The organism is Pseudomonas sp. ASL4 (genome assembly GCF_056680395.1).
Genome location: NZ_CM155280.1, coordinates 5798708 through 5824575, shown reverse-complemented (window position 1 = coordinate 5824575; position 25868 = coordinate 5798708). Strand labels below are relative to the sequence as shown.

The window sequence follows — 25868 nt, the reverse complement described above, 5'->3', positions numbered from 1 at the left end:
ATAGTGGTGTTGCTTAGTATCCAAACTTGTCCCGCAACCCGTAATACCACGCACCCAACGCCGCAAACGGTGTGCGCAGCAGTTGCCCACCCGGAAACGGGTAGTGCGGCAAATCCGCAAACGCATCAAACCGCTCGGCCTGGCCGCGCAACGCCTCGGCCAACACCTTGCCCGCCAAATGCGTGTAAGTCACACCATGCCCACTGCAACCCTGAGAGTAATAAATGTTATCCCCCAGCCGCCCAACCTGCGGAAGACGCGACAGCGTCAGCAGGAAGTTTCCGGTCCAGGCGTAATCAATTTTCACGTCCTTAAGCTGCGGAAAAGCCTTAAGCATCTTCGGCCGAATAATCGCTTCAATATTTGCCGGATCCCGCGCGCCATACACCACGCCCCCACCGAAAACCAAACGCTTGTCGCCGGTCAGACGGTAATAATCGAGCAGGTAGTTGCAGTCTTCGACGCAGTAATCCTGTGGCAACAAGCTTTTGGCCAGCGCATCGCCCAGCGGTTCAGTGGTAATCACCTGAGTCCCGCACGGCATCGACTTCGCGGCCAACTCCGGCACCAGATTACCGAGGTAAGCATTGCCCGCCACGATAATGAACTTGGCCCTGACCTTACCCTGTGGCGTATGCACCACCGGGTTCGCACCGCGCTCGATGCGCACCGCCGGAGACTGTTCATAAATAGTGCCGCCCAGCGACTCGACAGCGGCTGCTTCACCGAGCGCCAGGTTCAACGGATGAATGTGCCCGCCGCTCATGTCGAGCATGCCGCCGACATACTGGTCGCAGCCCACCACTTCACGGATGCGCTTTTGGTCCAGCAACTCAAGCTGCGAGTGACCGAAGCGCTCCCACAAACGCTTCTGGGATTCCAGATGACCCATCTGCTTGGCCGTGATGGCGGCGAACACACCGCCGTCCTTCAAGTCGCACTGGATATTATATTTGGCGACCCGCTCACGAATGATCCGCCCACCTTCAAACGCCATCTGCCCCAGCAACTGAGCTTGTTTAGGGCCGACACTGCGCTCGATCACATCAATGTCACGGCTATAGCTGTTAACGATCTGGCCACCATTGCGCCCCGACGCCCCAAACCCGACCTTGGCCGCCTCCAGCACCGTTACCCGAAAACCGTTCTCCAGCAGAAACAGGGCAGAGGACAACCCGGTGTAACCGGCGCCAATCACACAGACATCAGTCTCCACGTCATCCTGCAAAAGAGGGCGCGGCGGAACCGCATTGGCCGATGCGGCGTAATAGGACTCTGGGTAAGGGGTGTTCGCCATCCTGCTGCCTCTGTTTAATATATTTTACGAGTGCGTCGATCCTACCCGAGTTAAAAAACGGCCGCCAGCCACCGGAAAATCTTCTTCGCGACGGCAAAATTAAATATTTTGCATATTCATAGGGTTAGCTCAAAAAAAGGTGTTGACACCCCTCCGGAATTCCGTAGAATGCCGCCTCACAGCAGGCACGTAGCTCAGTTGGTTAGAGCACCACCTTGACATGGTGGGGGTCGTTGGTTCGAGTCCAATCGCGCCTACCAAACAAAATCCGCTCTGCTGGGCGGTCTAGAAGGGCTCACCGAAAGGTGGGCCCTTTTTTGTTGTCTGCGATTTGTGAAGCTTTTGCAAAATCCTCGCTCAGAACGCCAATTCGGCGCGCAACTCCAGGTACTCGATTTTCTTTTCGTCGTGCCCCTCTTGATTGTGCTTCGTCATCTTCTCGTCCGCATGCCTCATCAGCGCTTGGATGTATTCCTGCGGGAATTTCTGATGCTCATACAGCCAAGCACCCAAAGCACGGATCTCGTGGAAGGTCGGGCGTTCGCCGGCCGGCAACTCCTCATAAGCTTTCGAGTCGTCCCGGGCTTGCTTCGCGAGGTTGAATTGGCTGCAGGATCAGGAAGATTCGTCATCGAAGAAAGCGAGCGCTCTAGTTTGCGCTTAGGCAAGCGCAGTCTGCGTCACAAACGGGTGCAGTTCGACCAGGCCAAATGCGTGACAGCGCGCGGCAACAGCATGTTGCCGGCACTGCGCGACGGTCGGCGTGAATGTCGGTAAATGCGGGATTGGCGACATCGTCGATGGCGACTTGTACGCCATCAACCATAACGGCCAGTTGCGAGTGAAACAGCTTTATCGCCTGCCGACCGGCATCTGTCTGCGCTGCTTCAATCGCGATGAGCGTCCGGACGAGGCCTACACCTTCAAGGAAATCCAGGAAGAGCAGATTGTCATCCTCGGTCACGTCTTCTGGTGGGGCATGTACGCCCGCTAACCTCGCCGCTGTCCGTTAAAACCCGCCTCTCGGCGGTTTTTTTTCGCCTGCATAAAACCACCAACGCCTTTGTCCGCGGGGCTTTCATGCGCTTGCGCATTTGTAATGCATAAATAAATGCATATATGCATTGATTGTGCATGCGCCAATGCATATTCTGTATTCCAAGCCGCTCAATAAAGCGGCTCGAAACGAAGCCCTTTAGTTCCGCCACAAAGGCAGCGCTGAACCCGGGCTCAACGGTTCAGAGGGTTGGCAACTGAACCACTCCAAAATCACATAGCCCCGCCAAGTGCGAAGCTTTTTCCCACAGAAAAGGAGTCATGCAAATGACAGTAAACACGACAAATAGCGTTGCCGAGTTTGATACCAATGGGGTCAACACCCTTGCCGATCTGCGTGCTGTGAACTCGGCCCTGAACAATAGGGCTGCAACGCTGGGGTATGCAGCTCGTGGGGATGGAGGGCACGGTGAGTACGCCGTAGACGAAGCAGACACGACGAGCACCGAGTCGATTCCGATGATCATCGTCGCGAACGATGGCGCCCGCTGGAAGCTGATCCACGACGGCAACGTCAGTGCAGAACAGTGCGGATTCAAGCGAGATGGCACAGTGAATACCCAAGACATCTTGAACTCGGCAATCGTGGCAGTGACTGCCGCGGGGGCGAGTATCTCGTGGGGCTACGGTACTTACGTGTGCGAACACATTGAGCTAATTCCGAACATGTCTTGGATCGGTAAAGGGCCGTTTTTCACCATTCTCAAGGCAAAAAACGGCCTGAACCTGGATTTCATTTCCTCGAACTTCACGATCAATACGAACAATGTTTCGGTTGTTGGGATGCAGTTCGACGGCAACCGCGCCAATAACACCAGCGGGCACACGTTTGCACTCAAAGGGGCCAAGCAGTATCTCCGGCAGATCACCATCACGCAGTCCGCCTACCATGGCCTGATCACCGATTTCGACATCATCGATGGTGAGCGTCCGCTTGGTTTTGAAAGTGCGTACGAAGACATCCTGATCGATACCACTGGCCGCCACGGCTGGAGGTATGACGGCCCGACAGACTCCTCAATGACCAACATCACGTTATTGGACTGCGGCGTATCCGCGGATAACTCCTGGTTTGGATTAGTTGCGAGTAGAAACTTTAGAGCGAATAACCTGCATCCTTGGAACCGTTCATCAACCAGCAACACTCCAGCTGCTTCTGTTTATATTTTGGCAAGCGCACCGGGTTGCACGGCCGTCAACTCTCACTTTGAGGGCGGCCACTGTCCGCTCAAAATCCTCAGCAACCAAAACGCTTTCACCGACTGCGACTATTACGCACCCCGTGGTGCGTATTGCCTCGAAAACTACGGTACGGCGAACAAAATCAGTGGTGTGCTTGGCGCGGCAGCGGCTTCAGTCAACCCGAATTACAGGGGGATTCTGATGGGTGGGACAGGCAATATGGTCGACCTGACGGATGGTGGGTGTGTGAATGGCTCGATCGACTTCACGAACAGCCAGGGCGGAAACTTTGTCAGAATCTCCGGCTATAGGAGTTCTGGTGTTCCGTTTGTCGGAACTCCTCATCCAACAGATGACGTGCTTCTGGTTATTCGTGGCTCAGGAGGAGGCGAAATCTCACAGGCATACTCGGCTCAGTTCTCTGTGTTCCCTGCGACGGTCTCCGCGCAAGATGGTAGCTTTTCCGATGCAACGGGAACCATGCGGTTCCGCAGAGTTGGAAAAGTTGTGTTCATCCAATTGATGGTTACCATCGGGGCGAGTGGTGTTGGCACAGCGACCGGAAACATAAGCGTTGTATTGCCGTATAGCTGCGCTGCGTTCCCTTACCAATTGTCTGGCTGCGACATGGTCTCCGGACTGTCGATTCAGGGACGAATCATTCCCGGTGGATCAAGCGTTCGAATTTTCAAGAACGATAACAGCAGCGCCATTGCAAACGGCACGACGCTTTCCCTGAACGGGTGGTACGAGGCTGCCTGACTCTGTAGCACAGCTAATGGCCTGGAGAGTTCTGAAGCTCCTCAACTGCGCGCCAGTATGCGGTGTCCATCATCTGCCCCGTCCTGAATAAGGTTTACACCTGTTTCAGGACTGGACAATGGCGATTGACGTGATGGCACGGTGCCCAAAGAACCGCTAGGCTCAGTCAATCTTACCGAAGGGGATCGACATGAGAGCAGGGATAGCAGTAGCGGTAGCATTGGTAGGCATCACATTCTCTTCTATTGCGAGTGCCTATTGGTCTGCCACGATACAAGACGACATTTTTTCTGGCGGCAAGAAGGCGATGCTACTTGGCGACATTAGCCCCGGTCAAACGCTTGCCTTCGACTGTGATGCTAGTGATCTGTCCATTGCCCTTTTGCAAAAATCCAAGTGGCCCGAAGGTCGAGAAAGCTCAAGCTGGAAGCTGCTTATCAAGGTAGACCAAGGCGAGATTCACAAATTCACAGCAGAGAGCTCAAAGCGAAATGAAGATTACATTCAGTATTCGACCAACGAGCGAGAAGAGATTCTGAAGGTTTTGAGCGAGCTGCGTGACGCAAAGTCATCGGTTCAACTCGGCATTCAATCTAATGAGTTCGAATCAAAGTGGGCTGGCGCTATGCCGGTAAGTGGCTCTACTCGAGAAACCGATCGGTTCATGCAAGCCTGTAAGTTGAAGTAAGTAGGTCGATATTTTCAAGAGCTCGTGCGGCTGATTTACGTCACCGTTCTGGCGGTTTCTCTTGAAGGCTATAAGAGAACTCCTCGAGTTTATGAGGTGCGTTTAACCATTTCGGGTTGCGTGTTTAAAGACACTCCGTGTAACGCCCTAAAGGCTACAAAACCTTGCGCCTTTACCTACGCGTGCGCCAGAATCCGCCGGCTTGTGCCTCTTGTGCCTGGGCTCTATCGTTTGCCTGCCACTGCCCATCAGTGGTCGGGTTTAGTCGCCCGTCGTTGCTAAGTCGCATAAGCGCCAATCAATCAGGTATCCCATCCTGAATTTGATGGTGGCTGTGTGCAGGGCACTCTCGAGTGCGCCGATTTCTTAGCTCGTCGGTCGACTAACCTGTGCACAGCTGCCTCCCTTTCGTTTAGTCGCGAACGGGCTGCAGCCTAACTTTAGCGAGCTAAGACATGTTCAAAGTTACACCTAATCCCCCGGAAATAGATCCAGTACCCCACGACGCCTCCTTCGACCCCAAAAAGCTCAAAGAGGCAGCCGACCGCGCGCTCAATTTCTACCTCAACCCCGGGGCGCTGAAAGAGCCGATACCGCCCCGCAAGCCCGGCATCATCTTCCTCATCGATCCAGCGGTAGATGACGAAACGCTGCTAGTCCAAACTTGCGAATCGTTGGCGTCAGCCAGCGACATGGCGAGTGAGATCGCCGGCTTAATGGACGGGCCGCAGCGCAACAAAATGCTGTTGCTGCAACAGGCGATCATGTTGAGTGAGTTAGCGGTCAATCGAGTGCTGGATAACCACAAGCCTGGGTAGTTGCCAGGCGCTGTAGCGAGGGGATTGCCCCCTCGTTGCAGGATTTTGACTGTTGTCGCCTACCTGCAAAACCCTCAGCCCCACTGTGATTTAAATGCAACTGGCAAATCCCGCTCACGCAGGACTCACCAGCCTTCTGCACCAACGAGAGGGGTTAAGCCTTGGTGTTGATGATCTCGCCAGTGATCTGCCCGTTACCATTCACAACGCCCGTCTTCGGCGCCGGAGTGTTCGCAGGTTGATGGTGGTGCTTTTGCATCAAACGCTGAGCTTGATGATCACCATGCCCCGCCTCTTGAGCGGTTTGTGCTGCAGTTTCGTTAGCTTCTTTCAGGGCTGCCGTAACGTTGCTCGTCGTGGTGGCGACGGGGGCGGTGCTCTGGCTTTCTTTCGCCGCAGGCTGACTTTGGGCAGAACTTTGCCCGTTGATCGTCACTGGGTTTGACGCGGATACGGCTCCGATGGACATAGATAGCTCTCGACTGATTGGATTGCACAGGTGTTTTTAATCATTGCGATTACATCAACGTTACCCGTTAAGTCCTTGCCCGCAGGGCTGTTTTTGCCTGGCCCTCCTCGATATCAACCCATGGCGGCGCCTAGGGTAGGCGCGCAGTTGTAGGGCCCTTGTCAGATAAAGGTGAAAGCTTCGTGGTTTCGCGACGAGACGGTAATTTTGGCCCATGCATGAGCGTCGGTTGTCGTGTTAAAGGTTTTGCAGGTAAGCCCGGAGTCGGCTCCAGATTTTTCAGGCGGGGGGTGTAGGCAGGTACCACGGTCCGATATTTTTCCGCGTCGGACCCGCGCGGTAGAACAAGGCGACTGAGGTCGGCCTTACTTGGCGTTCAACTTTTTCAGTTCTTCATAAGTCGCCGACTGTACAAACCAGAAGCCGGAAACAATGCACCACGTCAGGGTGCCAGCAATGAAAACGCCTGCCCCGGACCAGAAGCCCTGAACGAACACCATCACCACTGCCATGATCCAGATAACGGCCAGCGCGACATACAGAACTACGTTGTTTACGCCAATTACGAACTCTTTCACGTCTATTCCCTTTTGAATGATTGTCCTCTGGCGCCTTACGCAAGGACCAGTGGGCGGCATGATAGGGAGATAGCTGGCGGGTCACCAGTCATGTCACGGCTTGTTACTCAAATCAACGAACAAGCACGTTCACCTCTCTAACACCCGCCCCGGAAAAAACAATTCAAAACACGTCACACCCTTTTCACTAGTGACGCCATACCGACCGCTGTGTAACTGCATGATCGTCGCCACAATCGACAACCCCAATCCATTCGATTGTGCTGACCGTTCCCGTGACTCGTCCACCCGATAAAACCGATCAAACAGTTTTGGCAGATGCTCTGGCGCTATGGTCGCGCCGTGGTTACTCACCCGCAGGTTGATCCCATCGGAGGAGGGCGTTGCACTGACAACCAGCTCCGAATCCGGCGCACCATACTTGATGGCGTTCGAGCACAGGTTGGCCAACGCCCGCCGCAGCAACATCGGCTCGGCCCAGATCACGCCGCTGCCGTGGGCATTGATGCTGATCCCGACATCCGCCGCCAGCCCTTCAAAGTAATCGGCCATGCGCTCCACTTCGTCCGCGGCGTCCAGCTCCTGGCGTTGGCGCAGGGCGCTGGCCGGGTCGGTTCGGGCGAGGAACAGCATGTTGTCGAGCATGCGCGCCAGCCGTTCGAGTTCTTCGACGTTGGAGGCGAGCAGTTGTTGGTAGGCTTCGACGCTGCGGTTTTGCTGGAGGGCGACTTGGGTTTCGCCGAGCAGGTTGTTGATTGGGGTGCGCAGTTCGTGGGCCATGTCGGTGGAGACCTGGCCAAGTTGGATGAAACCTTTGGCGAGGCGCTCGAGTACGCCGTTGAAAGCGTCGATCATCGGCAGCACTTCCAGCGGCGCACCCTGGCTGTCGAGGCGTTCGGTGAGGTTGCCGACGCCGATGCCCTGAGCGTGTTTGGCCAGCCGCCGCAATGGCAGCAGCCCGCGATAGAGCAGCAGATAACCGCTCAACGCCAGCAGGATCGCCGCCAGGCTGGCCAGGATGTAAACGCGCAGTCGGTAATTGGCGAGCACGCTGGTGCGTTCGGTCATCAACCGCCCGGCCACCACTTGCAGGCTGCCGAGGTCGCCCGAGTCGATGGTCGCTGCCAGCGCCGCGAAGGGCACGCCGTCCACGCCGGGAAAGTGCTGCACGTCGGTGAGGACCAGCGGATGGTCCATTGTCACCGGCGACAAGGTCGGCATCTCGAGGTTGCCGGGGTTGACCACCAGCAACGGCTTTTGCCCTGGCGCACCAATCATCAGCAGGGATTCACGGTTGCCCAACATGTTCTGGAACAGCGCCGGTTTGCTCTTGATCAGGTCCAGAGTGTTGCTGTCATTAAGGAAGGTGCGCAGTTGATCAATGCGATTGACCAGCGCGGCATCGTCCCGGCGGATCAACTCACGCTCCAACTCGCGATACAAACACACGCCCAGCGTGGCCAGAGAGGCAAATGCCAGCAGGGCAAAGAGCAACGCCAGGCGCAGGGTCAGGGAATGCGGTCGACTGTTCATGGCTGCGTATCAAAGCGATAGCCGATACCACGCACGCTGTGGATCAACTTGAGCTGGAATGGGTCGTCGACTTTCAATCGCAGCCGTCGCACGGCGACGTCCACTACATTGGTGTCGCTGTCGAAGTTCATGTCCCACACCCGCGAGGCAATCAGCGAGCGCGACAGCACTTGGTCCTGATGCGTGGCGAACAAATGCAGCAGGGCGAATTCTTTGTTGGTCAGGGTGATCCGCACGCCAGCGCGGGTGACTCGGCGTTTGAGTACGTCGATTTGCAGGTCGGCAATTTGTAGCTGCTCTTCTTCCCGGGACGGGCCGCGTCGGGTCAGGGTGCGCAGGCGCGCCACCAGTTCGGCGAAGGAGAACGGTTTGATCAGGTAATCGTCGGCGCCCAGTTCCAGGCCCTTGATGCGGTCGGCGATGTCGTCGCGAGCACTGAGGAACAGCACCGGCGTATCGGCTTCCTTGCGCAAGCGCCGCAGGACTTCCCAGCCGTCCATTTTCGGCATCATGACATCGAGCACGATGACGTCGAACGAGGTTTCCAGGGCCAGGTGCAGGCCGTCCACGCCATTGCGCGCCAGGCTGACCGAGTAACCGAGTTCCTGCAGGCCGTTGAGCAGGTAATTGCCTGCCTTGGGCTCGTCTTCAACGACAAGGATGTTCATGGTCGGTTTCCGTAAGAAATCATTGCGCCGTGAAGGGCGTGAGCCAGTGTAGCCCGATCAATTGCTGATGACGCGGGCTACACGCGGCTGGCGACTCATCATCAATGATCATTCGTGCAACCGGAACCTTCAACCTGGTAATCCAGCACATGCTCCTGACCCTTGTGGTCCAGGTAATCGAGTCGCGCAGGAATGATGCCGCACTCTTGCGAGATGTCAGTGGTGGACAGGACTTTGTCGACGTCCAGGTGTACGAAGAAACCGGTCTTGTCATGAATCACCGGCGCCTGCGGCTGAGTGTCGGCAAAGGCTGAACCGGTAGCGAGGAGGGCGGCGAAACCGAGGATTAACATTTTCATGATGTGGTTCTCTCTAAAGTCTGGGGCGGTGGCTGCCAGTTATCTGGTCAGTGGGCTCAGGTTACTGAGGTGATCTGGACAGCCGACCAACAGTTGAATGACAAAGTTGTAATCAAAAACGAATGGGGATTTACGGCTGGCGGCCGGAGGCTTCGAGGATCATTTGGCGATCGGCTTCGCTGTTCGTGGCGGCGCTGAGTGGTCAACCGGAGTCATTCGGTTCCATCGAAAAATTGAGTAACGCTCTGAAAGTTTTTTGTCAGCCGGTGATCAGTCGCCAAAGGAAGGCAGGCCGGGGCTTGATCGCCGTGCGCTGCGTCACACAATGGCGCAGCGATAAATCCAATCTCTGACGGAATCAACATTCATCGGGAACTTTCCGAGAAATACTTGTCTTTCTTTCGAGAGAATAAAAACGGCCCTGAGCTGAAAGTCCTCCAGGGAAGAAAGCAACTCGTACAGAGGAGTAAGACTTTGAGAATACAGTTGACATGTATAACTTCGAATGTATCCTCGTGTTCAATTCCGACAATGAGGCCGACGGCCTTGTTTGTTGAGAATGTTCATTGGCGGACCACCCGGTATGACCCGTCAGATAATTGAAATGAAGTTTAAGTAAGCTCGCTTGGTTTTCCAGGCCTGCGATATTTACCTGCGCTTCATTATGGTGCTCGATGACCGGGATAGTGCGTCTGCAACCGGTTTCACCAGAGTATCTCTACTTGCCAGTACTGTTTTAACGGTTGTTGGATAATCGCGTTTTATTCAATGGAAGTCGCCAACTTCTGGCGGCGGCCCTGCAGTAACTTGCTGAATTGTTTGCACTCGTCCAATAATTAGAATAATTGCTTTATTTTTTCGCTCGGCAACTTGTGCCGAGGATGAAGTGTCGCCCGTGGAAATAATTGACTGCATGGCAAGGCTGCAGGGGTCATGAGCCCTTATGTCACCAAGTAGTTACAAAGGCAAAGATCAGAGCCTGTGGACGGGGGCATAACTTGAAGTAGACCGATCTGGAGATCGTAGATGAGTGTGTACGATTACTTTGATTGTGAGCTTGACTGCGATAACGACCTCCCCGACATAAAAATCATTGCGCAAAGCACCTCGCCACTGGGCATCGATCTGCTGCTGTCTGGCGAGACCGGAACCGGCAAAGACACCCTGGCGCAACGCATTCACGTGCTGTCGGAGCGCAAGGGCGGCTTTGTGGCGATGAATTGTGCGGCGATTCCCGAGTCCCTGGCCGAAAGTGAGTTGTTCGGTGTGGTCAGTGGCGCGTTCACCGGGGCCAGTCGTTCGCGGATGGGCTACATCGAAGCGGCGCAAGGGGGCACGTTGTATCTGGACGAGATCGACAGCATGCCGCTCAATCTCCAGGCAAAACTGCTGCGGGTGCTGGAGGTCCGGGCTATCGAGCGCCTGGGCTCGACCACGGTCATTCCGCTGGAATTGTGCGTGATCGCCTCGGCCCAGAGGCCTCTGGACGAATTGGTCGAGCTAGGCCTGTTTCGTCGCGACCTGTATTTTCGCCTCAACGTCCTGACCATCCAGTTACCGGCATTGCGCGAGCGTCGGGACCAGATCATTCCGCTGTTTTCCCAGTTCTCCATTGCCGCCGCCCGTGACTTGGGCCGCGGTCATAAAGCCCTCGGCGCGGCGCTGACCCAGGTGCTGCTCAGCCATTCCTGGCCCGGCAACATTCGAGAATTGAAGTCTGCAGCCAAACGTTTCGTGCTGGGCTTTCCGTTGCTCGGCGGCGGTCCCGGTGAAGACCCCGAGAGCCAGACCCTCAAGGCCCAGATGCGGGTCATCGAACGGATCCTGATCCAGGAGGCCCTCAAGCGCCACGGTCAGTCCGTCGATGCGGTGAGCATGGAGTTGGGCGTGCCCCGGCGTACGCTTTATCACCGCATCAAATCGCTGGATATATTCCTGAAACACGAAACACTGGAAAAAAAATTGGAACCCAAATCTGCCACGACTCCACTCATGGATATCTCGCACTGATGCGAGTGTTCATTGTGGAGTTAAGACTATGGCTGTTGGTGGAGTAGGTGGTGCAGCAAATACTGTGGTGAATGGTTTCAACTCAGTTAAAGAAACCGCGAACTCGGTTAAAGGCAATGCACAAAATCAGTCGGCCGCAGCCGATATGTCCGGCGGCGGTAAAGCAGCCGACGCACAAATGAAAATGATGCAAATGCAGGACGAACAATCGGCCCGCAATATCACCATGCAAGGCCAGGCGGCCATGCAGACGGAACAGCGCAACACGCTGCAGGCCATCAGTTCTGCCCAGACCGATGCGGCCAACAAGCAAATTTCCAACGTCGCACAAAGTGCCAAAGGTATCAGCTATTAATCATCCCTATGCCCTCTGTTTGTTCAGAGGGCTTTTGATCGTTAGCGAGACTCTTCCATGTTAAATCCTCTATCCGCTGCCAGTGCGCTTCTGAAGATGGGCGACGTCATTCCGGCGTCCGTAACTTCCGTTGCATCCGAATCAACTAACTCAATGAAAGGTGTTATCGACAAGTTAAGCAGTTCGCTGATGTCCGGCGGCCACCTCAATACCGATTCGCCGTTGGGCAAGATGGTTGAACAACAACTTAAAAAAGAGAACCCGTTCATGGCCTTGGCCGGGGGAAAGGGCGGTGAAGAGAGCGCCGTCAAGAAAGCGTTGGGCGATCTGATCAAAGACAAACTGGGCAGCAACTTTGGCGCCTCGGCGGATGCCGGCATTGGTGGCAAAGGCCAGGGAGGGCCGGATTTGATGTCTCAGACCCTGCAAGGTTTGGGCAAGGCGTCCCTGGACAATGCGCTGACTGACAAGGGCGAGGGTTCGACATTCTCCGAGGCCGATAAACCGATCCTGCAACAAGTCGCCAATTTCATGGACCAGAACAAGGCTCAGTTCGGCGCGCCGGATTCCGGGTCCTGGAGCAAGGAACTCGACGAGGGCGGCGGCAAGGACAACTTCCTCGATAAGGGTGAAACCTCGAAATTTCGTGCGGCGCTGGAGCAGATTTCCCAGCAAATGGGTGCAGGTGACGGCGCCAGTGGTGCGCAGGGCTCGCAATCGTCCCAGGGCAATGGCGGTTTGGGCAGTCTGCAACAGGAACCGTCGGCCAACGATTCGTTCTCCTCGGGCAGCAAACCCAACGATCTGTCGCAGTTATTGGGCAGCAGCAACCCGATGGACATCTTCAAGCAAGGTCTGGAAATGGGCCTGGGGATTGCCGGTGGCAAAGACATTCTCCCTCAGCAAAGCAGTCTGAGCCCGCAGATGCAGCAGCACAGCCTGCAAAGTTCGGCCGCCGAAGCGGCGCAAAACATCCACGACGTGATGAGCGCGGGCCTTTCCTGATTCTGCCGTGAACCCATCGAACCCTCGACACCGTCTGCCGGAGCATGCCCGTGAGCCTTTCCCCCATCAATGCACCCAAGGGCGTCCCGGTCGATCATGACCCAGGCCTGGTTTCCGGACCTGCGCAGGCGGATGTCGACTTATTCAATGGCGCGATGCGCACCGACCATGAGCCTTCCGGACATATGGCCGACGGCGTGATGAGTGCGCTGTCCGAGCGTTTTCAGTCTCAGGAGCACCTTTCACAGCAGGCGCTGCGCTCGATGAAAACGGCCGCCGGTTCAGCCGACCCGATGGACATGGTCAAGATGAGCCGCTCGCTGTCCCAGTATTCGCTGCAAATGGCAATCACCACCAAAGTGGTGAGCAAGAGCGCCCAGGCGCTCGATAAATTGACCAACATGCAGTAGGCCCGGCGTGAATTTTTTTGCTCCGATCCTGTTGCTGTGCGTGTTGTTGCTCAGCGGTTGCAGCGACGACACGGAACTGTTCGGCGGCCTCTCGGAGCCGGATTCCAACGACGTCATCGCCAAACTCGCCGACCAACACATCGATGCCCGCAAGCAGATGCTAAAGGCCGGCGTGACCATCATCGTCTCCGCCCGCGATATCAATCGCGCGGTGCGAGTGCTTGAAGCCGCTGGCCTGCCGCGGCGTGCTCGCACCAGCCTCGGTGAAATCTTCAAGAAAGAAGGGGTGATTTCCACGCCGCTCGAAGAACGGGCGCGCTACATCTACGCCTTGTCCCAGGAACTGGAATCAACCTTGTCGCAGATCGACGGCGTGATTGTCGCTCGGGTCCACGTGGTGTTACCGGAACGCATCGCCCCTGGCGAACCGGTGCAACCGGCGTCGGCCGCGGTGTTCATCAAACACACGGCGGCCCTTGATCCGGACAGCGTGCGCGGGCGCATTCAGCAAATGGTTGCGAGCAGCATTCCGGGGATGTCCCAGGAAGCGGCCAACTCGAAAAAATTCGCCATCGTTTTTGTTCCGGCGACCGAGTTTCAGGACAAAGAAAACCTGGTGCGTTTCGGCCCGTTCCTGATCGACAGCCCGGACATCGGCTTCTGGCACGTCATGGCGCTAGTTATACCGATCAGCCTAATGCTGGTGTTGGCGGCGATGGCCCTGGCCTTGCGCAGTGACTGGCGGGCGGCGCTGCTGTCACGGCTGTGGCCGGGCCGTCGCAGCGAATCGACGTTGCCGGCGCGTCTATGACCTCGGCCGACTGGGTGAGCTGGTGGTGTTGCACCTGGCATTGGGCCCATCCGGCCTGGCAAGCGCAGATGCTTTCGGCTCACGGATTGGAGGTTGATACATGTGCCGCCGTGGCCCGCAGTCGGCAGGCGGATTTGCTCGCCAGCCTCGGCATCATCCCCAGTCAACCGCCGGCACCGGACGCCGATGTGCTGTTGTGGTTGTCGCTGAGTGCGGAACAACGCCAGCAAGCGTTGTCCCTCGCACAATCGATCTGCTGCGCGCCAATACGCGCCGAAACCACGGTTACCGCACGCCACGATCCATGGTGTCGAAGCCTGGCCAAGGCCTTGCGCCCGGGACTTTGGGCCGACCCTCAAGCGACGGACATGCGCCCGCTGCTCGGCGCCTGGCTGGGCCCCGCAGTTTGGTCGCGCTTGCGACTGAGCTGGGCGCCGGGGGATGTCCAGGAGCCCGCGACAGACCTGCCACCGAACAAACTCGACACCCTATGGCGCGCGGTACTGTGGCGAGTCCAGGCACCATGAACACCACCCGAGTACTTCGCTGATGCTGGTTCGACGACGTTTGTCCCTGGGCGCCGAAGCGTTGCTGCGCGAACCGATCCTGCGCCATGAAGACCTGGCAGACGCGCAGCGGGCCAGTGATTTGTTACTCGCCGCCCAAACCGAGGCCGAGGCGTTGATTGCCGAGGCTCAAGGCCAATGCCAGCGTTCCCTTGATCAAGCGGCCGGTGAGTTCTGGGAGCAAGCCAACCACTTTCTTCAGACCCTGGAAGATCAACGCCTGGCCTTGCAACGCTCGGCGGTCGAGTCGGCCGAAGCCCTGCTCACGCAGGCGCTGACCCAACTGTTCGACGACACCAGCGTGGCTGAGCGCGGCCGGGCGCTGATCAATCATCTGGCGGCGAGCCAGAGTTACGCCTGCACCGCGACCCTCACGTGTCCCCCCGAACTGTTCGCCGATGTTCAGGCCTGGGTCGCCGGCAGTCGCTTCGCCGCACTCTGGCAATTGCGCGAAGACATCTCGATGCCGGCCCAGACCCTGCGCCTGAGCAGCGACGCCGGGGAGTTCGATCTCGATTGGCCGGGGTTGGTCCGCTGTCTGCTGGGGCAGGGCGACTGACCCTGTTGCACCTTCCGTTCGACATCTCATGCAAAAAGTGGAACCCACTGGCGGTTTTGCTCCACTCACTGGCGACCCCCTCCATGGAGCACTCTTCATGATCAGTTTCAAAGCCTTGCAACATCGCCTCGACCATTCGTTCAGCAACAGCCAGACCAGCACCGACGAGGCGGCACTCGACGCCGCCGACAGCGGCTCACCCGAGGACATGATGGCGTTCAGCGACGCGTCGCAAAAAATGGCCACCGCGACTTCGGTCTTGAGCGAAGGCTTGCGCGCCCAGCACGGTTTGACGAAAGCGATCATCGATGGAATTCAATGACTTCGTTGCCGTGGTCACGCAGTGGTGCGAGCAAGGTTCTGGCGCACCGCTGGACTGTTGGATCGACGAGGCCAACGCCCGGCTCGCCCGCTGCGAAGACGGCGTGCGCTGTAGCATCGACGTGCTTGATCCGTATGACGCCGCCGACCCCGATCGATTGACCGCGCTGCTGATCCAGAGCAGCGCCGGTGTGGCCTGCCACTGCGAAGGCGCGTTAGCGATCGATCCCGACAGTCATTGCCTGGTGCTGGTCAGTTGGCAGGCATCGCCCTGTTCCACACCGGGATTGCTGGCACGCCTGGAAAGCCTGGCCAACCAGCGCGCCGCGATGCTCAGCCTGTTACAGACCTCATTGGGTAGCCTGACGAATGCTTCGTTGCCCCGTTCGACCCTCAATACCTGGCAACCAGGAGCGTGAAATGAAGGCCTTTAAGTGGTTGCCTTGGCTATTGATCTGGATGAGTGCTTCGGCATTCGCCGCTGTACCGCCCGCCTGGAAACACACGGCGTATGCCTATGACGCCAGTCAGGCGGATCTCGCGACGGCCCTGGCCGATTTTGCCAAGGAGTTTGGCCTGGGCCTGGAAATGGAGCCGGTGGACGGCATTGTCGACGGCCGCATCAAGGCGCAAAACCCCCAGGCATTTCTTGAGCGGTTGAGCCAGGAGCATCACTTCCAATGGTTCGTCTACAACGAGACGCTGTACATCAGCCCGACCAGCGAGCAGACCTCGGCGCGCATCGAAGTCTCCCCGGATGCGGTGGATGACCTCAAGAGCGCGCTGACCGACGTCGGCTTGCTGGACTCTCGATTTGGTTGGGGCGCCTTGCCTGATGAAGGTGTGGTGTTGGTGCGCGGTCCGGCCAAGTACGTCAATTTTGTGCGTGACTACAGCAAGAAAGTCGACACCCCGGACGAGAAGCAGGACATCGTCGTGCTGCCGCTGAAATACGCCAACGCCGCCGACCGCACTATTCGTTATCGTGATCAGCAACTGACGGTGGCCGGGGTTGCGAGCATTCTCCAGGACTTGCTCGAAACCCGCTCCCGCGGTGATTCGATCAACGGCGTCAATCTGCTCCAGGGCGCGGGGCTGGGCGCCGGTGGCAGTCCTTACGGCGGCGGCTCGACGCTGCTCGGCGGACTCGACACCGACAACCTGCAAAAAGGCCTGGATCAGGTATTGGCCAACACCAGTTCGAAAAAAGGCAAAGGCGCGTCTGGCAGCAAGTCGCGGATCCGCGTCAGCGCCGATGTGCGCAACAACGCGGTGCTGATCTATGACCTGCCCAAGCGTAAAGCGCTGTACGAGAAACTGGTCAAACAGCTTGATCAACCGCGCAACCTGATCGAAATCGACGCGGTGATCCTCGACATCAACCGCGAAGATCTGGCCGAACTGTCCAGCAGCTGGAACATCTGGGCCGGCGGCACCAATGTCAGCGCGTCGTTGCTCGATTCCGGTTCCAGCTCGACCTTGTCCGTGGAAAACTCCGGTCGATTTGCCCTGGCCATTCATGCGCTGGAAGGCAAGGGCTCGGCCACAGTGGTGGGCAATCCATCGATCCTGACCCTGGAAAACCAACCGGCGGTGATCGATTTCAGCCGCACCGAATACCTCACCGCTACCGGCGAACGGGTCGCTGATATCCAGCCGATCACCGCCGGCACCAGCCTGCAGGTGATTCCCCGTTCGCTCAATCACGATGGCAAATCCCAGGTGCAGTTGATCCTCGACATCGAGGACGGGCAGATCGACGCCTCGGTGCTCAATCCATCGCAACCGAGTGTGCGCAAAGGCAACGTCAGCACCCAGGCGGTCATCGCTGAGCACGGATCGCTGGTGGTCGGTGGTTTCCATGTGCTGGAGTCCGACGACAAGGTCCGCAAGATTCCCTACCTCAGCGATATCCCGCTGATCGGCAAACTGCTGTTCACTTCCAGCAGCCATCGCACCAATAAACGCGAGCGCTTGTTCATCCTCACGCCAAGGTTAATCGGCGATCAGATCGACCCGTCGCGCTACGTCGAAAATGGCAACCCGGACGACGTGGATGCGGCGTCCAAACGCATCAGCGGCCGACGTGACGGCGCGCAGCCGACGCGCATCGACGTGCAGAAAGCCTTCACCCAATTGCTCGATGGCATCGCCCCGGCCGGGTTCACCAGCAGCGACCAATTGCCGTTCATCCCTAACACCTTGTGCGACGCAAACTCAGGGGTGGCCATCGATGGCGAACGCGCCCAGTGGTACACGCAAAAGCAATGGGGTGTGGCGGTGGTGGTGGCGCGCAACACCACCGACAAACCCCAGCGAATCGATGAAAGCACCTGCGGTGGTCGCTGGGTGCTGGGCGTCAGCGCCTGGCCCAAGGCCTGGCTGCAACCGGGGGAAGAAAGCGAAGTGTTCATTGCCGTGCGCCAACCCAAATCACTCACGGCCAACGCCCAGGCGCGTGCCTCGTTACTCAAGGGAACGACACCATGAACAAGGTTTTGTGTGGGGCGTTGCTGGCGTTGTGCGCGATGTTGGATGGCTGCGCGGCATCGCGTTCCGGTTGCTTTGCCGAGGCGTGCGAGCGGCCTGACTCCAATGATCGCGAACTGGTGATCTGGTGGCCGACGGACATGCGCCAGGGCCTCGAAGCCCGCGAGCGGACACTCGACTTCACCGTCGTGCCACTAAGGGATTGAACGCTATGATCCGAGTTTCAGAGAAGGCGGCGTTCTATGCAAAAGTCGCCGCAGAACAGGCCGCAGTTTGGCCGGTCGCCGCGGGAATTTCGTTTGTCAGTCGCCGTGAACATCAGGATTGGGGCATCGCCTTGCACATCGAAAGCCGCTCGTTGCAACCCCAGCAACTGCGCACGGCGTTGGAACGGCGCTTCATGCAATCGCATCTGTTTCCCGATTACTTTCTGTTCCTGGATTCCCAGCGCGACTTCGTGGTCTGGCACGCCACGCCAATGGCCTCGGGCAGCAACGCGTCCCTGGACGACATCCGCCAGCATCAACTGCTGCTGGCGGGACTGGATCACTTGGGCGATTGCGCTCACTGACCTTCCCGAACCACACCGCTGTTTTCTATCTCCATGCGCGTGGCATTCGCTCTGCGATTGATGACCTGACCGGCCTGGGGTTCCAGGCTCGCTCGGGCGGTGCTGGGTTGCGCCGCTGAAGGCGTGCGCGGCGGCGGGTTGTCGATGGCCTTGCGCACACTGCCGTGGGCCTGGAACGTCTGGTTCATGGTGCGATAAGCCAGCCCCATGGCCGCTGCGGTGCCGGCATTGCCGAGGAAACTGCCGAGGGCCGCTGAGGTATTGCCGCGAGTGACCTCGCCCATGGCCATGTTGATCGCACTGGCGAGGCTGGTCCATGCCACGCGCGCCGGGGACTGATCGAGTATCCGCCCATAATCCTTGAGCGGCAGGCTCGCTTCGAACTGCTGGGTGGTGCCTGCCTGGCGGGTGTCGAAATGCTTTTGCAGGTGATTGTCCATGATCGCGATCACGGTGTTGAACGCAGCTCGAGTGCCGGCCAGGGTCTGGATCGACTTCGCCAGCGCGTCGCCGCGGAGTGGCAGGTGGTTCGCCCCGGTCAGCGCCGGGCTCGACAGGGTTTGGCCGGGTGGCAAGGTCTGGGGGCTGACCGAGTCCTGGACGAAACCCATGGTCAGGGTCATCGCGCCGTAGGCCCAGCCGAGCAGGGCCATGTTGTCCTGATTGACGCCGTGGGTTTTGGTGTCGTCGTGTTTGCCGGTCATGCTCAGGCTGGCCTGCATGGCTTCGCGCGATACGGCGTAGATCACGTTGCGTAACTGGGTGGAGAGAATCCGCGCACTCAAGGCGCCGTCGCCGCGAGCTGCGCCCAATGCGCCGAGGCTCAAGTAGATCGCTTCAGCCGCCACCTGATTGCGGGTGACGTTGCGTGAGTCGCGTTTCATTTGCGTGCGCAGGGCGTCTTGTTTGTCGCTCGACAGGCCATTCCATTTCGCTTCGCTCAAGGCAAAGTGACCGCGCACGGCGACGTTCGACTCGGCGCCGAGACGCTCCAGGCGCGGTTGGCGCACGTAGACTTGCGTGGCAATCGATGCCAGGGAAATCGCCGCTTGCAGCGCCAGAGCACCACCAGGATTTTTTTTCGCCAGGCCATCGGCCAGCGCACTGTAGGCATGCATGAACGCGACTTCGCGCACGTAGGTCGGCAGGCCGCACGTGACCATCTGTTGCAAGGTCTGGCCGGCCGCCGCGAGGGTGGTGCGCCCCGACGGCAGATTCGCGGCGCTGTCACTCCAGGCCTGTAGCGCGCCACTCTTGAGGTGATCGCGAACCGCACCCCCGGCGGTGCTGGCGGTTGCATAGGCCGGCGCAAGGTAACTACGGTGGAACGTTTGGCCCAGGCTCATCGCCGCTTGCGCCGCCCGGGCAGTGAAGCCCGGTGGGGGCGGCGGTGTTTGCCCGCGTTCCAGGTCCGCCGGGGTTCGGCCGGTGCCGAGGGGGTGTAGTTCGAGGCGCGTTGGCGGGTGCGGGGCAATGCTTGGCGGTGTGGGTCTTATGTCCATGCCGGATTCCTCTTGGGTAGCGCGGCGGGCAAAGGCGCGACGAAACTGTCGGCCAGTCGGGCAAAATCCAGCAGCCAGTCGGCGAAGGCCTCGCCGTCCAGCCCGGTGCAATCCCAGCGCGCTTGCAGGCAACTGCCCTGCGGTGCGAGGGCAACGGCGCAACCGGTCAGCAGCATCAATTGCAGGTTGGCGCGCAAGGCTTGTTCACGTTGTGCCGCACTGTGCAGCGGCGCCTCGATAATTGTGCTGACCAGCACGTTGCGCTGGTCGCCATCGGCGATCACTTCGAACGACCGACCGCCGACCTGGATCACCCCAACGGTTTGAATCTGTGCCATTGGCGGTGGGTCGATACCCAACTGCTGCAAGGCCTGAATCAACAATGGCCGATGCCAGTGCTGGTCCATTGCCGCTTTGGCCGCTGGCGCCGTAGTGGGGCTCGACGCTGGCGGCGGGCCGGATGGCTGATCGGCGCGAGCGGCGGCTGAACTCAGCGCCGTGGCGCCGGCCACCAGGCTTTCCGCCACGGCAATCATATGGTCGAGTTCGGTGGCCAGCCCTCGGTGATCCGAGTAAGGCTGATACGAGAGGCGATTGACCAGCAAACCCTGACCGCGCTCGTCCAGCGCACTGGTGCAAGCGCTCATGGCGCTGATTGCGCAGTTGGCCCGCAACAGCAATTCGTTCCACTGCGCAGGCGCGAGCGAATCGGGGCGCGGTAGCTGCGCCAACACAATCCATTGCGCGAAGGGCTGGGTTTGCCAAAGGACCAGTTGCAGCGTCAGCCCCGGCAGTTGCAACTCGCCGCTGCGGGCGAAGTCCCGGGCCTGTTGTGGCGCCACGCCAAGCTGTTTTGCGGCGTTGAGTAACCAAGGTGCGGCGGCGTCGGGAATGGGCGTGTCGGGCGGCTGTCGATGGGACGAATTCATGAGCTGCACTGCCGAAAGTTTTGAAGGCCATTGAAGCCTTTTAACGTTGCAGTTTCGTGAACGCGCCGCTCTGAATCAGTGCTCTTCGAGTTGAATGATCTCGTCGGTGATTTCGTCGAGCTGACGGATCACTTGGTAGATATGCGCCACTTCCAGCAGCGTCGGGCGAGGGATGTGACGGCCGGTCCTGACCTTATACAACGTGCGCGCCAGCCACACGCTTTGCACGATTGGAATCTTCGCCCGTTTGGCTCGCTCGATCAGCGCCAAGGCGTCTTCGTCCTCGCCCTTGCAGTGGATCAGCGGCAGCGGCGTCTGGCCCGGCCGGTAATACAACGCCACCGCAAAGTGAGTCGGATTGACCAGCAGCAGGTCGGCATCCTCCACCGGTTTGGCCGGCGTCGTCGGTTCTTCGTTGAGCAGTTCGTGGGCCAGTTGCCGGCGATGACCTTTGACGTGTGGATCGCCCTCGGATTCCTTGTATTCCTTCTTGATGTCCTCGTGGCTCATGCGCATTTTCTTGGCGTGAAAGTATTTCTGCAGGGCGTAGTCGACCAATGCCAATACCAGCAACAAACCGAGGGTGGTGCGCAGGATGCTGCGAAACAGCGTCAGCAGCGCATGCCAATAGGTGGTCAGGTCCGAGTCTGCCAGCAGGATCAATTTGCCCAGCACCGGTTTGATTGACACGTACAGCGTTGCGCCGATGGCGATGGCCTTGAGGATGCTCAACAGCAGGGTGGTCAGGTTCTGCCCGGAAAACATCTGCTTGAGATGGCCGATCGGGTTGAGCTTGCCGAGGTCGATTTTCAATGCCTTGGGCGCGAACAGAAAACCGATCTGAATCCAGCTGCCGGCCAGGCGCATCAGCATGGCCATGCCGACACTCAGCAGGATGAACGTGATCAGGATCCAGGTCGCTTCGCCGATCAGTTCGGTCAGGGTGCTGAGGAAGGGTTCGTTCATGCGCTTCAATGAAAGCGTCAGCAGGTACTCCAGCTTCTCCACACTTTGATCGGCCATGCCCAGGCAAACCTCGCTGACCACCATCAATACCAGCAGTTTGCTCAGGTCCTGGCTTTGCCCGACCTGGCCCTTTTCCCGGGCGTCACGGAGTTTTTTCGGCGTGGCTTTCTCGGTTTTTTCGCTCATGGCACCAGCACCAGATGCCCGAGCAAAAATTTGATATCGAGCAGCTTTTGCAGTTGGCCGTTACCCAGTTCCAGCAGGGTCGGCATGTACACCAGCAGGAACGCCAACCCGGCCATGCTTTTGGCCGGCATCGCCAGCACCGAGACATTCAGTTGCTGGGCGTACAAGCCGACGATGGCGAACGCCGCTTCGATCAACAGCAGCAGGCCGATAAAAGGCGCGGCATACAGCAGCGCGTGTTGCAGGGTCAGGTTTAGTTGACCCAGGAAAATATCCAGGCCTTGGGCGTTCATTCCCGGCAGCCACACGGTGGGTGGCCAGACTTCATAACTGTCCCAAATCACCTGGGTGATCAACGATAAACCGCCGGACAGAATCACCAGCATGATCAGCGTTTCCTGGAACAACTCGCCCAACGGCGTAGCGTCCGGCCCGAGCGACGGGTTCATCTGCCCGCCGCTCAGGGCGCCGCGCTGGCTGTCGAGCAACGCGCCGACCGTGGCGAACATCCAGAACGGCGCGTACAGCAGCAACCCCAACAACACCCCCAGCACCGACTCCTTGAGCAGCAGCCCGACGATGGTGTACCAATTGTCGTTTTCCAGGGCCAGAACCCGGCCGATGCTCGGGGCCGGCACCAGTGAGATCGCGCAAGTAACGCCGTAGCGCAACGGCCCTTTGATGTGCTTGAAGCAGAACGCCGGGACCAGAATCAGGCACGGCAAAATCCGCGCGATGGCCAGGCCCATGCCGAGCATCAGCTCGAACAGGTGCTGGGCGTCGAACGGCATCAATGGGCGCCGCCGGAGCGGGCGATCAGGTCGAACGAGAGGTTGATGAACTGGATCAGTTCCACACCGATCCAGCGCCCGGTTGCCGCCAGCGTCAGGCCCACGGCGGCCAGTTTGATGCCGAAGGGCAGGGTCTGGTCCTGGATCTGCATCAGTGCCTGAAACAGCGACGTGAGTACACCCACCAAAACCGCCACGCCGAGGGTCGGCGCGGTGAGGATCACCACCAGGAACATGCCTTGCTTGAACAGTGCCAATGCTTCCACGGTGGGCCTCACATATAGGAATAAAACAGACTGTCGAGCAGCCGCGACCAGCCCTGTACCAGCACGAACAGCAACAGCTTGAGCGGCAGTGAAATGGTCATCGGTGAAACCATCTGCATGCCCAGCGCCAGCAGCAAATTGGAGACGATCAAGTCGATGACGATGAACGGGATGTAGATCAGAAACCCGATCTGAAACCCGGCCTGCAACTCCGAGAGCACGAACGCCGGGATCGCCAGCAGCAGGTCGTTGCTGCTGGCTTTCTCGGCCATTTCGGCCGGCCACATGCGGTGCGTGTTTTCCAGCAAGTGGGCTTGCACATCGGGGTCGGTGTTGCGGCTCATGAAGCGCTGGATCGGCTCCATCACGGTGTTGGCGCTGACCTGGAGTTTTTCCGTGGTACCAATTTCCAGCGGGTTGTCGTGAACCCGTTGTTGAATCTCATGGGCGACCGGGGCCATGACGAACATCGTTGCGGCCAGGGCGATGCCATACATCGCCATATTCGGCGGTACTTGCTGCACACCGATGGCGTTGCGGGTGATCAGCAGCACCATGGAGATTTTCAGGAACGCCGTGCAGACGATCAAAAACAACGGGACCAATGACAACGCGCCGAGCAGCAGCGCGAGCATGATCGGGTTCATGCCCTCCATGATCATCGGTCGAATACCACGCGGGTAATTTGCAGGCCGAGGCGGCCGTCCACGTCCACCAGCTCACCGTGGGCGACGACCCGCTCGCCATGGCACAGGGTTGCTTCGCCGAGCGTCACACCGGCAACGTCCAGCACCGAACCCGGCGCCAGGCGTTGCAAGGCTTCCAGACTCAGGCTGACGCCGCCACTGCGCACCGTCAGGTCCAGGCTCAGGCCCGTTAGGGCCGAGGAGGGCGGGACAGGATCCTCGGTTATCGATTCGGCCGTCGGTTCCTCTTCAAATGTCTCGGCCAGTTCGGCCTCAGCGATGTCGCCGTCCATGACCGGCGGTGCGTCTTCGTACAGTGCGTCATTGTCCATCGTGAAGGTCCTTTTCGCGGATCAGCCGCATCTGCAAGTTGTCGTCGAGTGCCTGGGCAGCGACGGTCCAGTGTCGGGCGCCCAACTGCAGTTGGCCGTTGCCGTCGCTGTCAAAACACGGCTCGGCGGGCAGTACGACATCGCCCACTCGTAACGAGCCCAATTGGTTAATCGTCAAAGTCAGGCGCCCCAGCACCACCGGGTAATGCAGCGGCCAATCCGCCGGCAATGCCTGTTCGATGGCCTGCCACGGTGCGGCGTCGAATATCCGCAGCAGCGTGTCGGCGGCGATGCTCAATACGCCGTGGGCGGTTTCGCCCGCCAGTTGCACGGTGATGCGGCAATCGAGGCGATCAGGCAGCGGCTCGTCGACGCCTTCGAGGGGTTCGAGCGGTGCGAACAGGCCGGCCAATGTCGGGCTCAGTTGTTGATTCACGTATTGCCAGTACCAAGGCTGCAACGGCCCGGCGCACACCACCGGTGCACTGCCAAACAGGCTCAGCAGCGCATTGGCATTGCTCAGGCGCAACAGGCCGCGGGCGCTGCCAAGGGCAACGGTTGCAGCGCTATCGATGGAAAGCATCGGGCTCAAGGTCAGCCGACCGTTGTCGCCTGCGTTGGAAAACTCCAGCCAGCGACCACGCCCCAACAATCGACTCGCGGCGGCGACGCTCGGCGAAACCTGGCGCAGTTTCAGCGGCCTCATGCCACACCCATCGACAGCTCGACGTCGTGCCCCAGTGCGTCGGCAAACGCGTCTTCACAGGCTTGATGGCGGGCACTCAAGCGCTCAAGCACATCACTGCGCTCAAAGCCCAGCTCGATGGCCCAACGGCTATCACGCTTGTTCGCCCGGACCTGCACCTTGCCCAGATTGGGCATCAACAACGTGGCGCTGAAGGGCCGGTCGCCGTGGGACGGCAGTTGCAGCGCCAGTTCGTCGATCAACTGCGTCGGCACACCGTCGGCGGCGGCAAACATGTTGAAACCGCCGCCACCCCCGGCACCGGACTGGTCGCCCTTGCCGTTGCCCGATGGCATCAGCAATTGCGCGAAGAACAAGCCGTCTGCATCCAGGTGGCGGGTGCTGTCGCGGCCCTGATTCAGTCGACTGTCAGCAAAACGACTGCGCTCAGGCTCGTTGCGCCGAGGCTGCGAATTGGCGGCCGGCGGATTGTCGGCCTGAGGCTGGATCGCCGCCGGCGCCGGTTTCTGTGGCGGGCGCGGGGCAGGGTGCTTGATCGGTGCGTTCAACAGCTCATTCCTCATTCAGGTTCTCGCTCATGCAGGCGAGTTTTTCCACGGCCCGCTGCCGGGCCTTGGCCTCCAACTGCGCTTGCTCGATCCGTTGCCGTTGCAGCTTGATGGCTTGACGCAACTGGCTGGCGTTCTGGCGGATGTAGGCGAGGCGATCGAGCATGCGGCGCTCCTTGTCGTGCCAGCGATCGACGTCGCTCAGTTCCATGGTTATTTCCAGGTGTGTGGCGGACAACTGCTGGCGCCGGACCTTCTGGTTGTCCCGTTCCTGAACCCAGGACTGTTCGGTTTGCAGCAGTTGTTGCTGCATGACCGTCAACTCGTCCTGCAACTGGCGCTGGGCACGCTCGGCACGGGCCTGACGGTGTTGACGAAGGGGCGTCAGCACTTTGATCAGTTGCTCCATGGCCACGCGGTCCGGGTCGGCTTCGAGGTCGTCGTCCAT

At 58.9% G+C, this 25868-nt stretch carries 32 protein-coding genes, 1 tRNA gene and 1 pseudogene; 17 read left to right on the top strand and 17 right to left on the bottom strand.

What is annotated here, in order from left to right; genetic code table 11:
* Positions 1 to 13: 13 nt before the first annotated feature.
* A complete protein-coding gene (locus tag AC1MEW_RS26640; RefSeq protein ID WP_322267915.1) occupies positions 14 to 1297 on the bottom strand; it encodes an NAD(P)/FAD-dependent oxidoreductase in 1284 nt (427 codons plus the stop codon).
* 183 nt (positions 1298 to 1480) lie between these two features.
* Between AC1MEW_RS26640 and AC1MEW_RS26635 the strand changes: the two genes are divergently transcribed.
* A tRNA-Val gene (locus AC1MEW_RS26635) sits at positions 1481 to 1557 on the top strand.
* Between the two features lie 97 nt (positions 1558 to 1654).
* On the opposite strand, the gene AC1MEW_RS26630 is transcribed toward AC1MEW_RS26635, so the two are convergent.
* Positions 1655 to 1852 (bottom strand): tyrosine-type recombinase/integrase, encoded by a 198-nt coding sequence (locus AC1MEW_RS26630; protein ID WP_480424218.1) that lies wholly within the window; start codon positions 1850 to 1852, stop codon positions 1655 to 1657.
* Between the two features lie 33 nt (positions 1853 to 1885).
* Between AC1MEW_RS26630 and AC1MEW_RS26625 the strand changes: the two are divergent.
* The 4 genes and pseudogenes from AC1MEW_RS26625 to AC1MEW_RS26610 form a co-directional block, all read left to right on the top strand.
* Positions 1886 to 2291: pseudogene (locus AC1MEW_RS26625) on the top strand (S24 family peptidase); the annotation flags it as partial.
* 329 nt (positions 2292 to 2620) lie between these two features.
* Positions 2621 to 4297: a hypothetical protein gene (locus tag AC1MEW_RS26620; protein WP_201257324.1), complete on the top strand. Its 1677-nt coding sequence runs from the start codon at positions 2621 to 2623 to the stop codon at positions 4295 to 4297.
* A 190-nt stretch (positions 4298 to 4487) separates the two neighbouring features.
* The gene (locus AC1MEW_RS26615; RefSeq protein WP_201257323.1) at positions 4488 to 4985 is read left to right on the top strand and encodes a hypothetical protein; all 498 of its coding nucleotides are present in this window, start codon (positions 4488 to 4490) and stop codon (positions 4983 to 4985) included.
* 455 nt (positions 4986 to 5440) lie between these two features.
* Positions 5441 to 5803: a DUF6124 family protein gene (locus AC1MEW_RS26610; RefSeq protein WP_201257322.1), complete on the top strand. Its 363-nt coding sequence runs from the start codon at positions 5441 to 5443 to the stop codon at positions 5801 to 5803.
* A 154-nt stretch (positions 5804 to 5957) separates the two neighbouring features.
* Here AC1MEW_RS26610 and AC1MEW_RS26605 read toward each other — a convergent pair whose 3' ends face one another.
* From AC1MEW_RS26605 to AC1MEW_RS26585, 5 genes are all read right to left on the bottom strand, one after another.
* A complete protein-coding gene (locus tag AC1MEW_RS26605; RefSeq protein ID WP_201257321.1) occupies positions 5958 to 6272 on the bottom strand; it encodes a hypothetical protein in 315 nt (104 codons plus the stop codon).
* A 365-nt stretch (positions 6273 to 6637) separates the two neighbouring features.
* The gene (locus AC1MEW_RS26600; protein WP_201257319.1) at positions 6638 to 6850 is read right to left on the bottom strand and encodes a hypothetical protein; all 213 of its coding nucleotides are present in this window, start codon (positions 6848 to 6850) and stop codon (positions 6638 to 6640) included.
* Between the two features lie 129 nt (positions 6851 to 6979).
* Positions 6980 to 8383: a heavy metal sensor histidine kinase gene (locus tag AC1MEW_RS26595; RefSeq protein WP_201257318.1), complete on the bottom strand. Its 1404-nt coding sequence runs from the start codon at positions 8381 to 8383 to the stop codon at positions 6980 to 6982.
* Positions 8380 to 9051 (bottom strand): heavy metal response regulator transcription factor, encoded by a 672-nt coding sequence (locus tag AC1MEW_RS26590; RefSeq protein ID WP_201257317.1) that lies wholly within the window; start codon positions 9049 to 9051, stop codon positions 8380 to 8382. Before AC1MEW_RS26590 ends, AC1MEW_RS26595 begins: the two co-directional genes overlap by 4 nt.
* A gap of 101 nt (positions 9052 to 9152) precedes the next feature.
* Positions 9153 to 9410 (bottom strand): DUF2790 domain-containing protein, encoded by a 258-nt coding sequence (locus tag AC1MEW_RS26585; protein WP_201257316.1) that lies wholly within the window; start codon positions 9408 to 9410, stop codon positions 9153 to 9155.
* A 1026-nt stretch (positions 9411 to 10436) separates the two neighbouring features.
* Between AC1MEW_RS26585 and AC1MEW_RS26580 the strand changes: the two genes are divergently transcribed.
* From AC1MEW_RS26580 to AC1MEW_RS26525, 12 genes are all read left to right on the top strand, one after another.
* On the top strand, positions 10437 to 11420 hold the full coding sequence (locus tag AC1MEW_RS26580) for a sigma 54-interacting transcriptional regulator (protein WP_201257315.1): 984 nt from the start codon (positions 10437 to 10439) through the stop codon (positions 11418 to 11420).
* Positions 11421 to 11448: 28 nt separating this feature from the next.
* Complete coding sequence (locus AC1MEW_RS26575) at positions 11449 to 11775, top strand: type III secretion system major pilin HrpA (RefSeq protein WP_201257314.1); 327 nt, start codon at positions 11449 to 11451, stop codon at positions 11773 to 11775.
* Between the two features lie 57 nt (positions 11776 to 11832).
* Complete coding sequence (locus tag AC1MEW_RS26570) at positions 11833 to 12780, top strand: hypothetical protein (protein WP_323571087.1); 948 nt, start codon at positions 11833 to 11835, stop codon at positions 12778 to 12780.
* 155 nt (positions 12781 to 12935) lie between these two features.
* Complete coding sequence (gene sctI, locus AC1MEW_RS26565) at positions 12936 to 13190, top strand: type III secretion system inner rod subunit SctI (protein WP_480427354.1); 255 nt, start codon at positions 12936 to 12938, stop codon at positions 13188 to 13190.
* Positions 13191 to 13197: 7 nt separating this feature from the next.
* Positions 13198 to 14001: a type III secretion system inner membrane ring lipoprotein SctJ gene (gene sctJ / locus AC1MEW_RS26560; protein ID WP_480424213.1), complete on the top strand. Its 804-nt coding sequence runs from the start codon at positions 13198 to 13200 to the stop codon at positions 13999 to 14001.
* Positions 13998 to 14528 carry a type III secretion protein gene (locus tag AC1MEW_RS26555; RefSeq protein WP_480424212.1) on the top strand — a complete coding sequence of 177 codons (531 nt, stop codon included), beginning with the start codon at positions 13998 to 14000 and terminating at the stop codon, positions 14526 to 14528. The genes sctJ and AC1MEW_RS26555 overlap by 4 nt, the downstream gene beginning before the upstream one ends.
* 22 nt (positions 14529 to 14550) lie before the next feature.
* Positions 14551 to 15126, top strand: coding sequence for a type III secretion system stator protein SctL (gene sctL / locus AC1MEW_RS26550; RefSeq protein WP_480424211.1), 576 nt, complete (start codon positions 14551 to 14553; stop codon positions 15124 to 15126).
* A gap of 97 nt (positions 15127 to 15223) precedes the next feature.
* The gene (locus AC1MEW_RS26545) at positions 15224 to 15448 is read left to right on the top strand and encodes a type III secretion protein (protein ID WP_201257308.1); all 225 of its coding nucleotides are present in this window, start codon (positions 15224 to 15226) and stop codon (positions 15446 to 15448) included.
* Positions 15435 to 15866 carry a type III secretion protein gene (locus tag AC1MEW_RS26540; protein ID WP_201257307.1) on the top strand — a complete coding sequence of 144 codons (432 nt, stop codon included), beginning with the start codon at positions 15435 to 15437 and terminating at the stop codon, positions 15864 to 15866. The genes AC1MEW_RS26545 and AC1MEW_RS26540 overlap by 14 nt, the downstream gene beginning before the upstream one ends.
* Position 15867: 1 nt before the next feature.
* Positions 15868 to 17937 carry a type III secretion system outer membrane ring subunit SctC gene (gene sctC, locus AC1MEW_RS26535; protein ID WP_480424209.1) on the top strand — a complete coding sequence of 690 codons (2070 nt, stop codon included), beginning with the start codon at positions 15868 to 15870 and terminating at the stop codon, positions 17935 to 17937.
* Complete coding sequence (gene hrpT / locus AC1MEW_RS26530) at positions 17934 to 18143, top strand: HrpT family type III secretion system protein (protein WP_201257305.1); 210 nt, start codon at positions 17934 to 17936, stop codon at positions 18141 to 18143. Before sctC ends, hrpT begins: the two co-directional genes overlap by 4 nt.
* Positions 18144 to 18148: 5 nt before the next feature.
* Complete coding sequence (locus AC1MEW_RS26525) at positions 18149 to 18508, top strand: type III secretion protein HrpV (protein WP_201257304.1); 360 nt, start codon at positions 18149 to 18151, stop codon at positions 18506 to 18508.
* Here the strand turns inward: AC1MEW_RS26525 and AC1MEW_RS26520 are convergent.
* The 10 genes from AC1MEW_RS26520 to AC1MEW_RS26475 form a co-directional block, all read right to left on the bottom strand.
* Positions 18502 to 20010, bottom strand: coding sequence for a hypothetical protein (locus AC1MEW_RS26520; RefSeq protein WP_480424207.1), 1509 nt, complete (start codon positions 20008 to 20010; stop codon positions 18502 to 18504). The two genes, AC1MEW_RS26525 and AC1MEW_RS26520, sit on opposite strands and share 7 nt — an antisense overlap.
* Entirely contained in the window at positions 20001 to 20939 is a 939-nt protein-coding gene (locus AC1MEW_RS26515; RefSeq protein WP_322267932.1) for a type III secretion system chaperone, read from the bottom strand. Before AC1MEW_RS26515 ends, AC1MEW_RS26520 begins: the two co-directional genes overlap by 10 nt.
* A 75-nt stretch (positions 20940 to 21014) precedes the next feature.
* The gene (gene sctU / locus AC1MEW_RS26510; RefSeq protein ID WP_322267933.1) at positions 21015 to 22091 is read right to left on the bottom strand and encodes a type III secretion system export apparatus subunit SctU; all 1077 of its coding nucleotides are present in this window, start codon (positions 22089 to 22091) and stop codon (positions 21015 to 21017) included.
* On the bottom strand, positions 22088 to 22882 hold the full coding sequence (gene sctT, locus AC1MEW_RS26505; RefSeq protein ID WP_201257300.1) for a type III secretion system export apparatus subunit SctT: 795 nt from the start codon (positions 22880 to 22882) through the stop codon (positions 22088 to 22090). The genes sctU and sctT overlap by 4 nt, the downstream gene beginning before the upstream one ends.
* The gene (sctS, locus tag AC1MEW_RS26500) at positions 22882 to 23148 is read right to left on the bottom strand and encodes a type III secretion system export apparatus subunit SctS (RefSeq protein WP_201257299.1); all 267 of its coding nucleotides are present in this window, start codon (positions 23146 to 23148) and stop codon (positions 22882 to 22884) included. The genes sctT and sctS overlap by 1 nt, the downstream gene beginning before the upstream one ends.
* A gap of 8 nt (positions 23149 to 23156) precedes the next feature.
* On the bottom strand, positions 23157 to 23810 hold the full coding sequence (sctR, locus tag AC1MEW_RS26495; RefSeq protein WP_201257298.1) for a type III secretion system export apparatus subunit SctR: 654 nt from the start codon (positions 23808 to 23810) through the stop codon (positions 23157 to 23159).
* On the bottom strand, positions 23807 to 24166 hold the full coding sequence (locus tag AC1MEW_RS26490) for a FliM/FliN family flagellar motor switch protein (protein ID WP_201257297.1): 360 nt from the start codon (positions 24164 to 24166) through the stop codon (positions 23807 to 23809). The genes sctR and AC1MEW_RS26490 overlap by 4 nt, the downstream gene beginning before the upstream one ends.
* Positions 24156 to 24872 (bottom strand): type III secretion system protein, encoded by a 717-nt coding sequence (locus AC1MEW_RS26485; RefSeq protein ID WP_201257296.1) that lies wholly within the window; start codon positions 24870 to 24872, stop codon positions 24156 to 24158. Before AC1MEW_RS26485 ends, AC1MEW_RS26490 begins: the two co-directional genes overlap by 11 nt.
* The gene (locus tag AC1MEW_RS26480; RefSeq protein WP_480424204.1) at positions 24869 to 25420 is read right to left on the bottom strand and encodes a type III secretion system HrpP C-terminal domain-containing protein; all 552 of its coding nucleotides are present in this window, start codon (positions 25418 to 25420) and stop codon (positions 24869 to 24871) included. The genes AC1MEW_RS26485 and AC1MEW_RS26480 overlap by 4 nt, the downstream gene beginning before the upstream one ends.
* Positions 25421 to 25424: 4 nt before the next feature.
* Positions 25425 to 25868, bottom strand: coding sequence for a type III secretion protein (locus tag AC1MEW_RS26475; RefSeq protein ID WP_480424203.1), 444 nt, complete (start codon positions 25866 to 25868; stop codon positions 25425 to 25427).

What these genes read in the sequence shown, in the direction of transcription:
- AC1MEW_RS26640 (WP_322267915.1), bottom strand. Translation starts at nt 1,297, where the DNA reads ATGGCGAACACCCCTTACCCAGAGTCCTATTACGCCGCATCGGCCAAT.
- AC1MEW_RS26620 (WP_201257324.1), top strand. Translation starts at nt 2,621, where the DNA reads ATGACAGTAAACACGACAAATAGCGTTGCCGAGTTTGATACCAATGGG.
- AC1MEW_RS26615 (WP_201257323.1), top strand. Translation starts at nt 4,488, where the DNA reads ATGAGAGCAGGGATAGCAGTAGCGGTAGCATTGGTAGGCATCACATTC.
- AC1MEW_RS26610 (WP_201257322.1), top strand. Translation starts at nt 5,441, where the DNA reads ATGTTCAAAGTTACACCTAATCCCCCGGAAATAGATCCAGTACCCCAC.
- AC1MEW_RS26605 (WP_201257321.1), bottom strand. Translation starts at nt 6,272, where the DNA reads ATGTCCATCGGAGCCGTATCCGCGTCAAACCCAGTGACGATCAACGGG.
- AC1MEW_RS26595 (WP_201257318.1), bottom strand. Translation starts at nt 8,383, where the DNA reads ATGAACAGTCGACCGCATTCCCTGACCCTGCGCCTGGCGTTGCTCTTT.
- AC1MEW_RS26590 (WP_201257317.1), bottom strand. Translation starts at nt 9,051, where the DNA reads ATGAACATCCTTGTCGTTGAAGACGAGCCCAAGGCAGGCAATTACCTG.
- AC1MEW_RS26585 (WP_201257316.1), bottom strand. Translation starts at nt 9,410, where the DNA reads ATGAAAATGTTAATCCTCGGTTTCGCCGCCCTCCTCGCTACCGGTTCA.
- AC1MEW_RS26580 (WP_201257315.1), top strand. Translation starts at nt 10,437, where the DNA reads ATGAGTGTGTACGATTACTTTGATTGTGAGCTTGACTGCGATAACGAC.
- AC1MEW_RS26575 (WP_201257314.1), top strand. Translation starts at nt 11,449, where the DNA reads ATGGCTGTTGGTGGAGTAGGTGGTGCAGCAAATACTGTGGTGAATGGT.
- AC1MEW_RS26570 (WP_323571087.1), top strand. Translation starts at nt 11,833, where the DNA reads ATGTTAAATCCTCTATCCGCTGCCAGTGCGCTTCTGAAGATGGGCGAC.
- sctI (WP_480427354.1), top strand. Translation starts at nt 12,936, where the DNA reads ATGCGCACCGACCATGAGCCTTCCGGACATATGGCCGACGGCGTGATG.
- AC1MEW_RS26555 (WP_480424212.1), top strand. Translation starts at nt 13,998, where the DNA reads ATGACCTCGGCCGACTGGGTGAGCTGGTGGTGTTGCACCTGGCATTGG.
- sctL (WP_480424211.1), top strand. Translation starts at nt 14,551, where the DNA reads ATGCTGGTTCGACGACGTTTGTCCCTGGGCGCCGAAGCGTTGCTGCGC.
- AC1MEW_RS26545 (WP_201257308.1), top strand. Translation starts at nt 15,224, where the DNA reads ATGATCAGTTTCAAAGCCTTGCAACATCGCCTCGACCATTCGTTCAGC.
- AC1MEW_RS26540 (WP_201257307.1), top strand. Translation starts at nt 15,435, where the DNA reads ATGGAATTCAATGACTTCGTTGCCGTGGTCACGCAGTGGTGCGAGCAA.
- sctC (WP_480424209.1), top strand. Translation starts at nt 15,868, where the DNA reads ATGAAGGCCTTTAAGTGGTTGCCTTGGCTATTGATCTGGATGAGTGCT.
- hrpT (WP_201257305.1), top strand. Translation starts at nt 17,934, where the DNA reads ATGAACAAGGTTTTGTGTGGGGCGTTGCTGGCGTTGTGCGCGATGTTG.
- AC1MEW_RS26525 (WP_201257304.1), top strand. Translation starts at nt 18,149, where the DNA reads ATGATCCGAGTTTCAGAGAAGGCGGCGTTCTATGCAAAAGTCGCCGCA.
- AC1MEW_RS26520 (WP_480424207.1), bottom strand. Translation starts at nt 20,010, where the DNA reads ATGGACATAAGACCCACACCGCCAAGCATTGCCCCGCACCCGCCAACG.
- AC1MEW_RS26515 (WP_322267932.1), bottom strand. Translation starts at nt 20,939, where the DNA reads ATGAATTCGTCCCATCGACAGCCGCCCGACACGCCCATTCCCGACGCC.
- sctU (WP_322267933.1), bottom strand. Translation starts at nt 22,091, where the DNA reads ATGAGCGAAAAAACCGAGAAAGCCACGCCGAAAAAACTCCGTGACGCC.
- sctT (WP_201257300.1), bottom strand. Translation starts at nt 22,882, where the DNA reads ATGCCGTTCGACGCCCAGCACCTGTTCGAGCTGATGCTCGGCATGGGC.
- sctR (WP_201257298.1), bottom strand. Translation starts at nt 23,810, where the DNA reads ATGATCATGGAGGGCATGAACCCGATCATGCTCGCGCTGCTGCTCGGC.
- AC1MEW_RS26490 (WP_201257297.1), bottom strand. Translation starts at nt 24,166, where the DNA reads ATGGACAATGACGCACTGTACGAAGACGCACCGCCGGTCATGGACGGC.
- AC1MEW_RS26485 (WP_201257296.1), bottom strand. Translation starts at nt 24,872, where the DNA reads ATGAGGCCGCTGAAACTGCGCCAGGTTTCGCCGAGCGTCGCCGCCGCG.
- AC1MEW_RS26475 (WP_480424203.1), bottom strand. Translation starts at nt 25,868, where the DNA reads ATGGACGACGACCTCGAAGCCGACCCGGACCGCGTGGCCATGGAGCAA.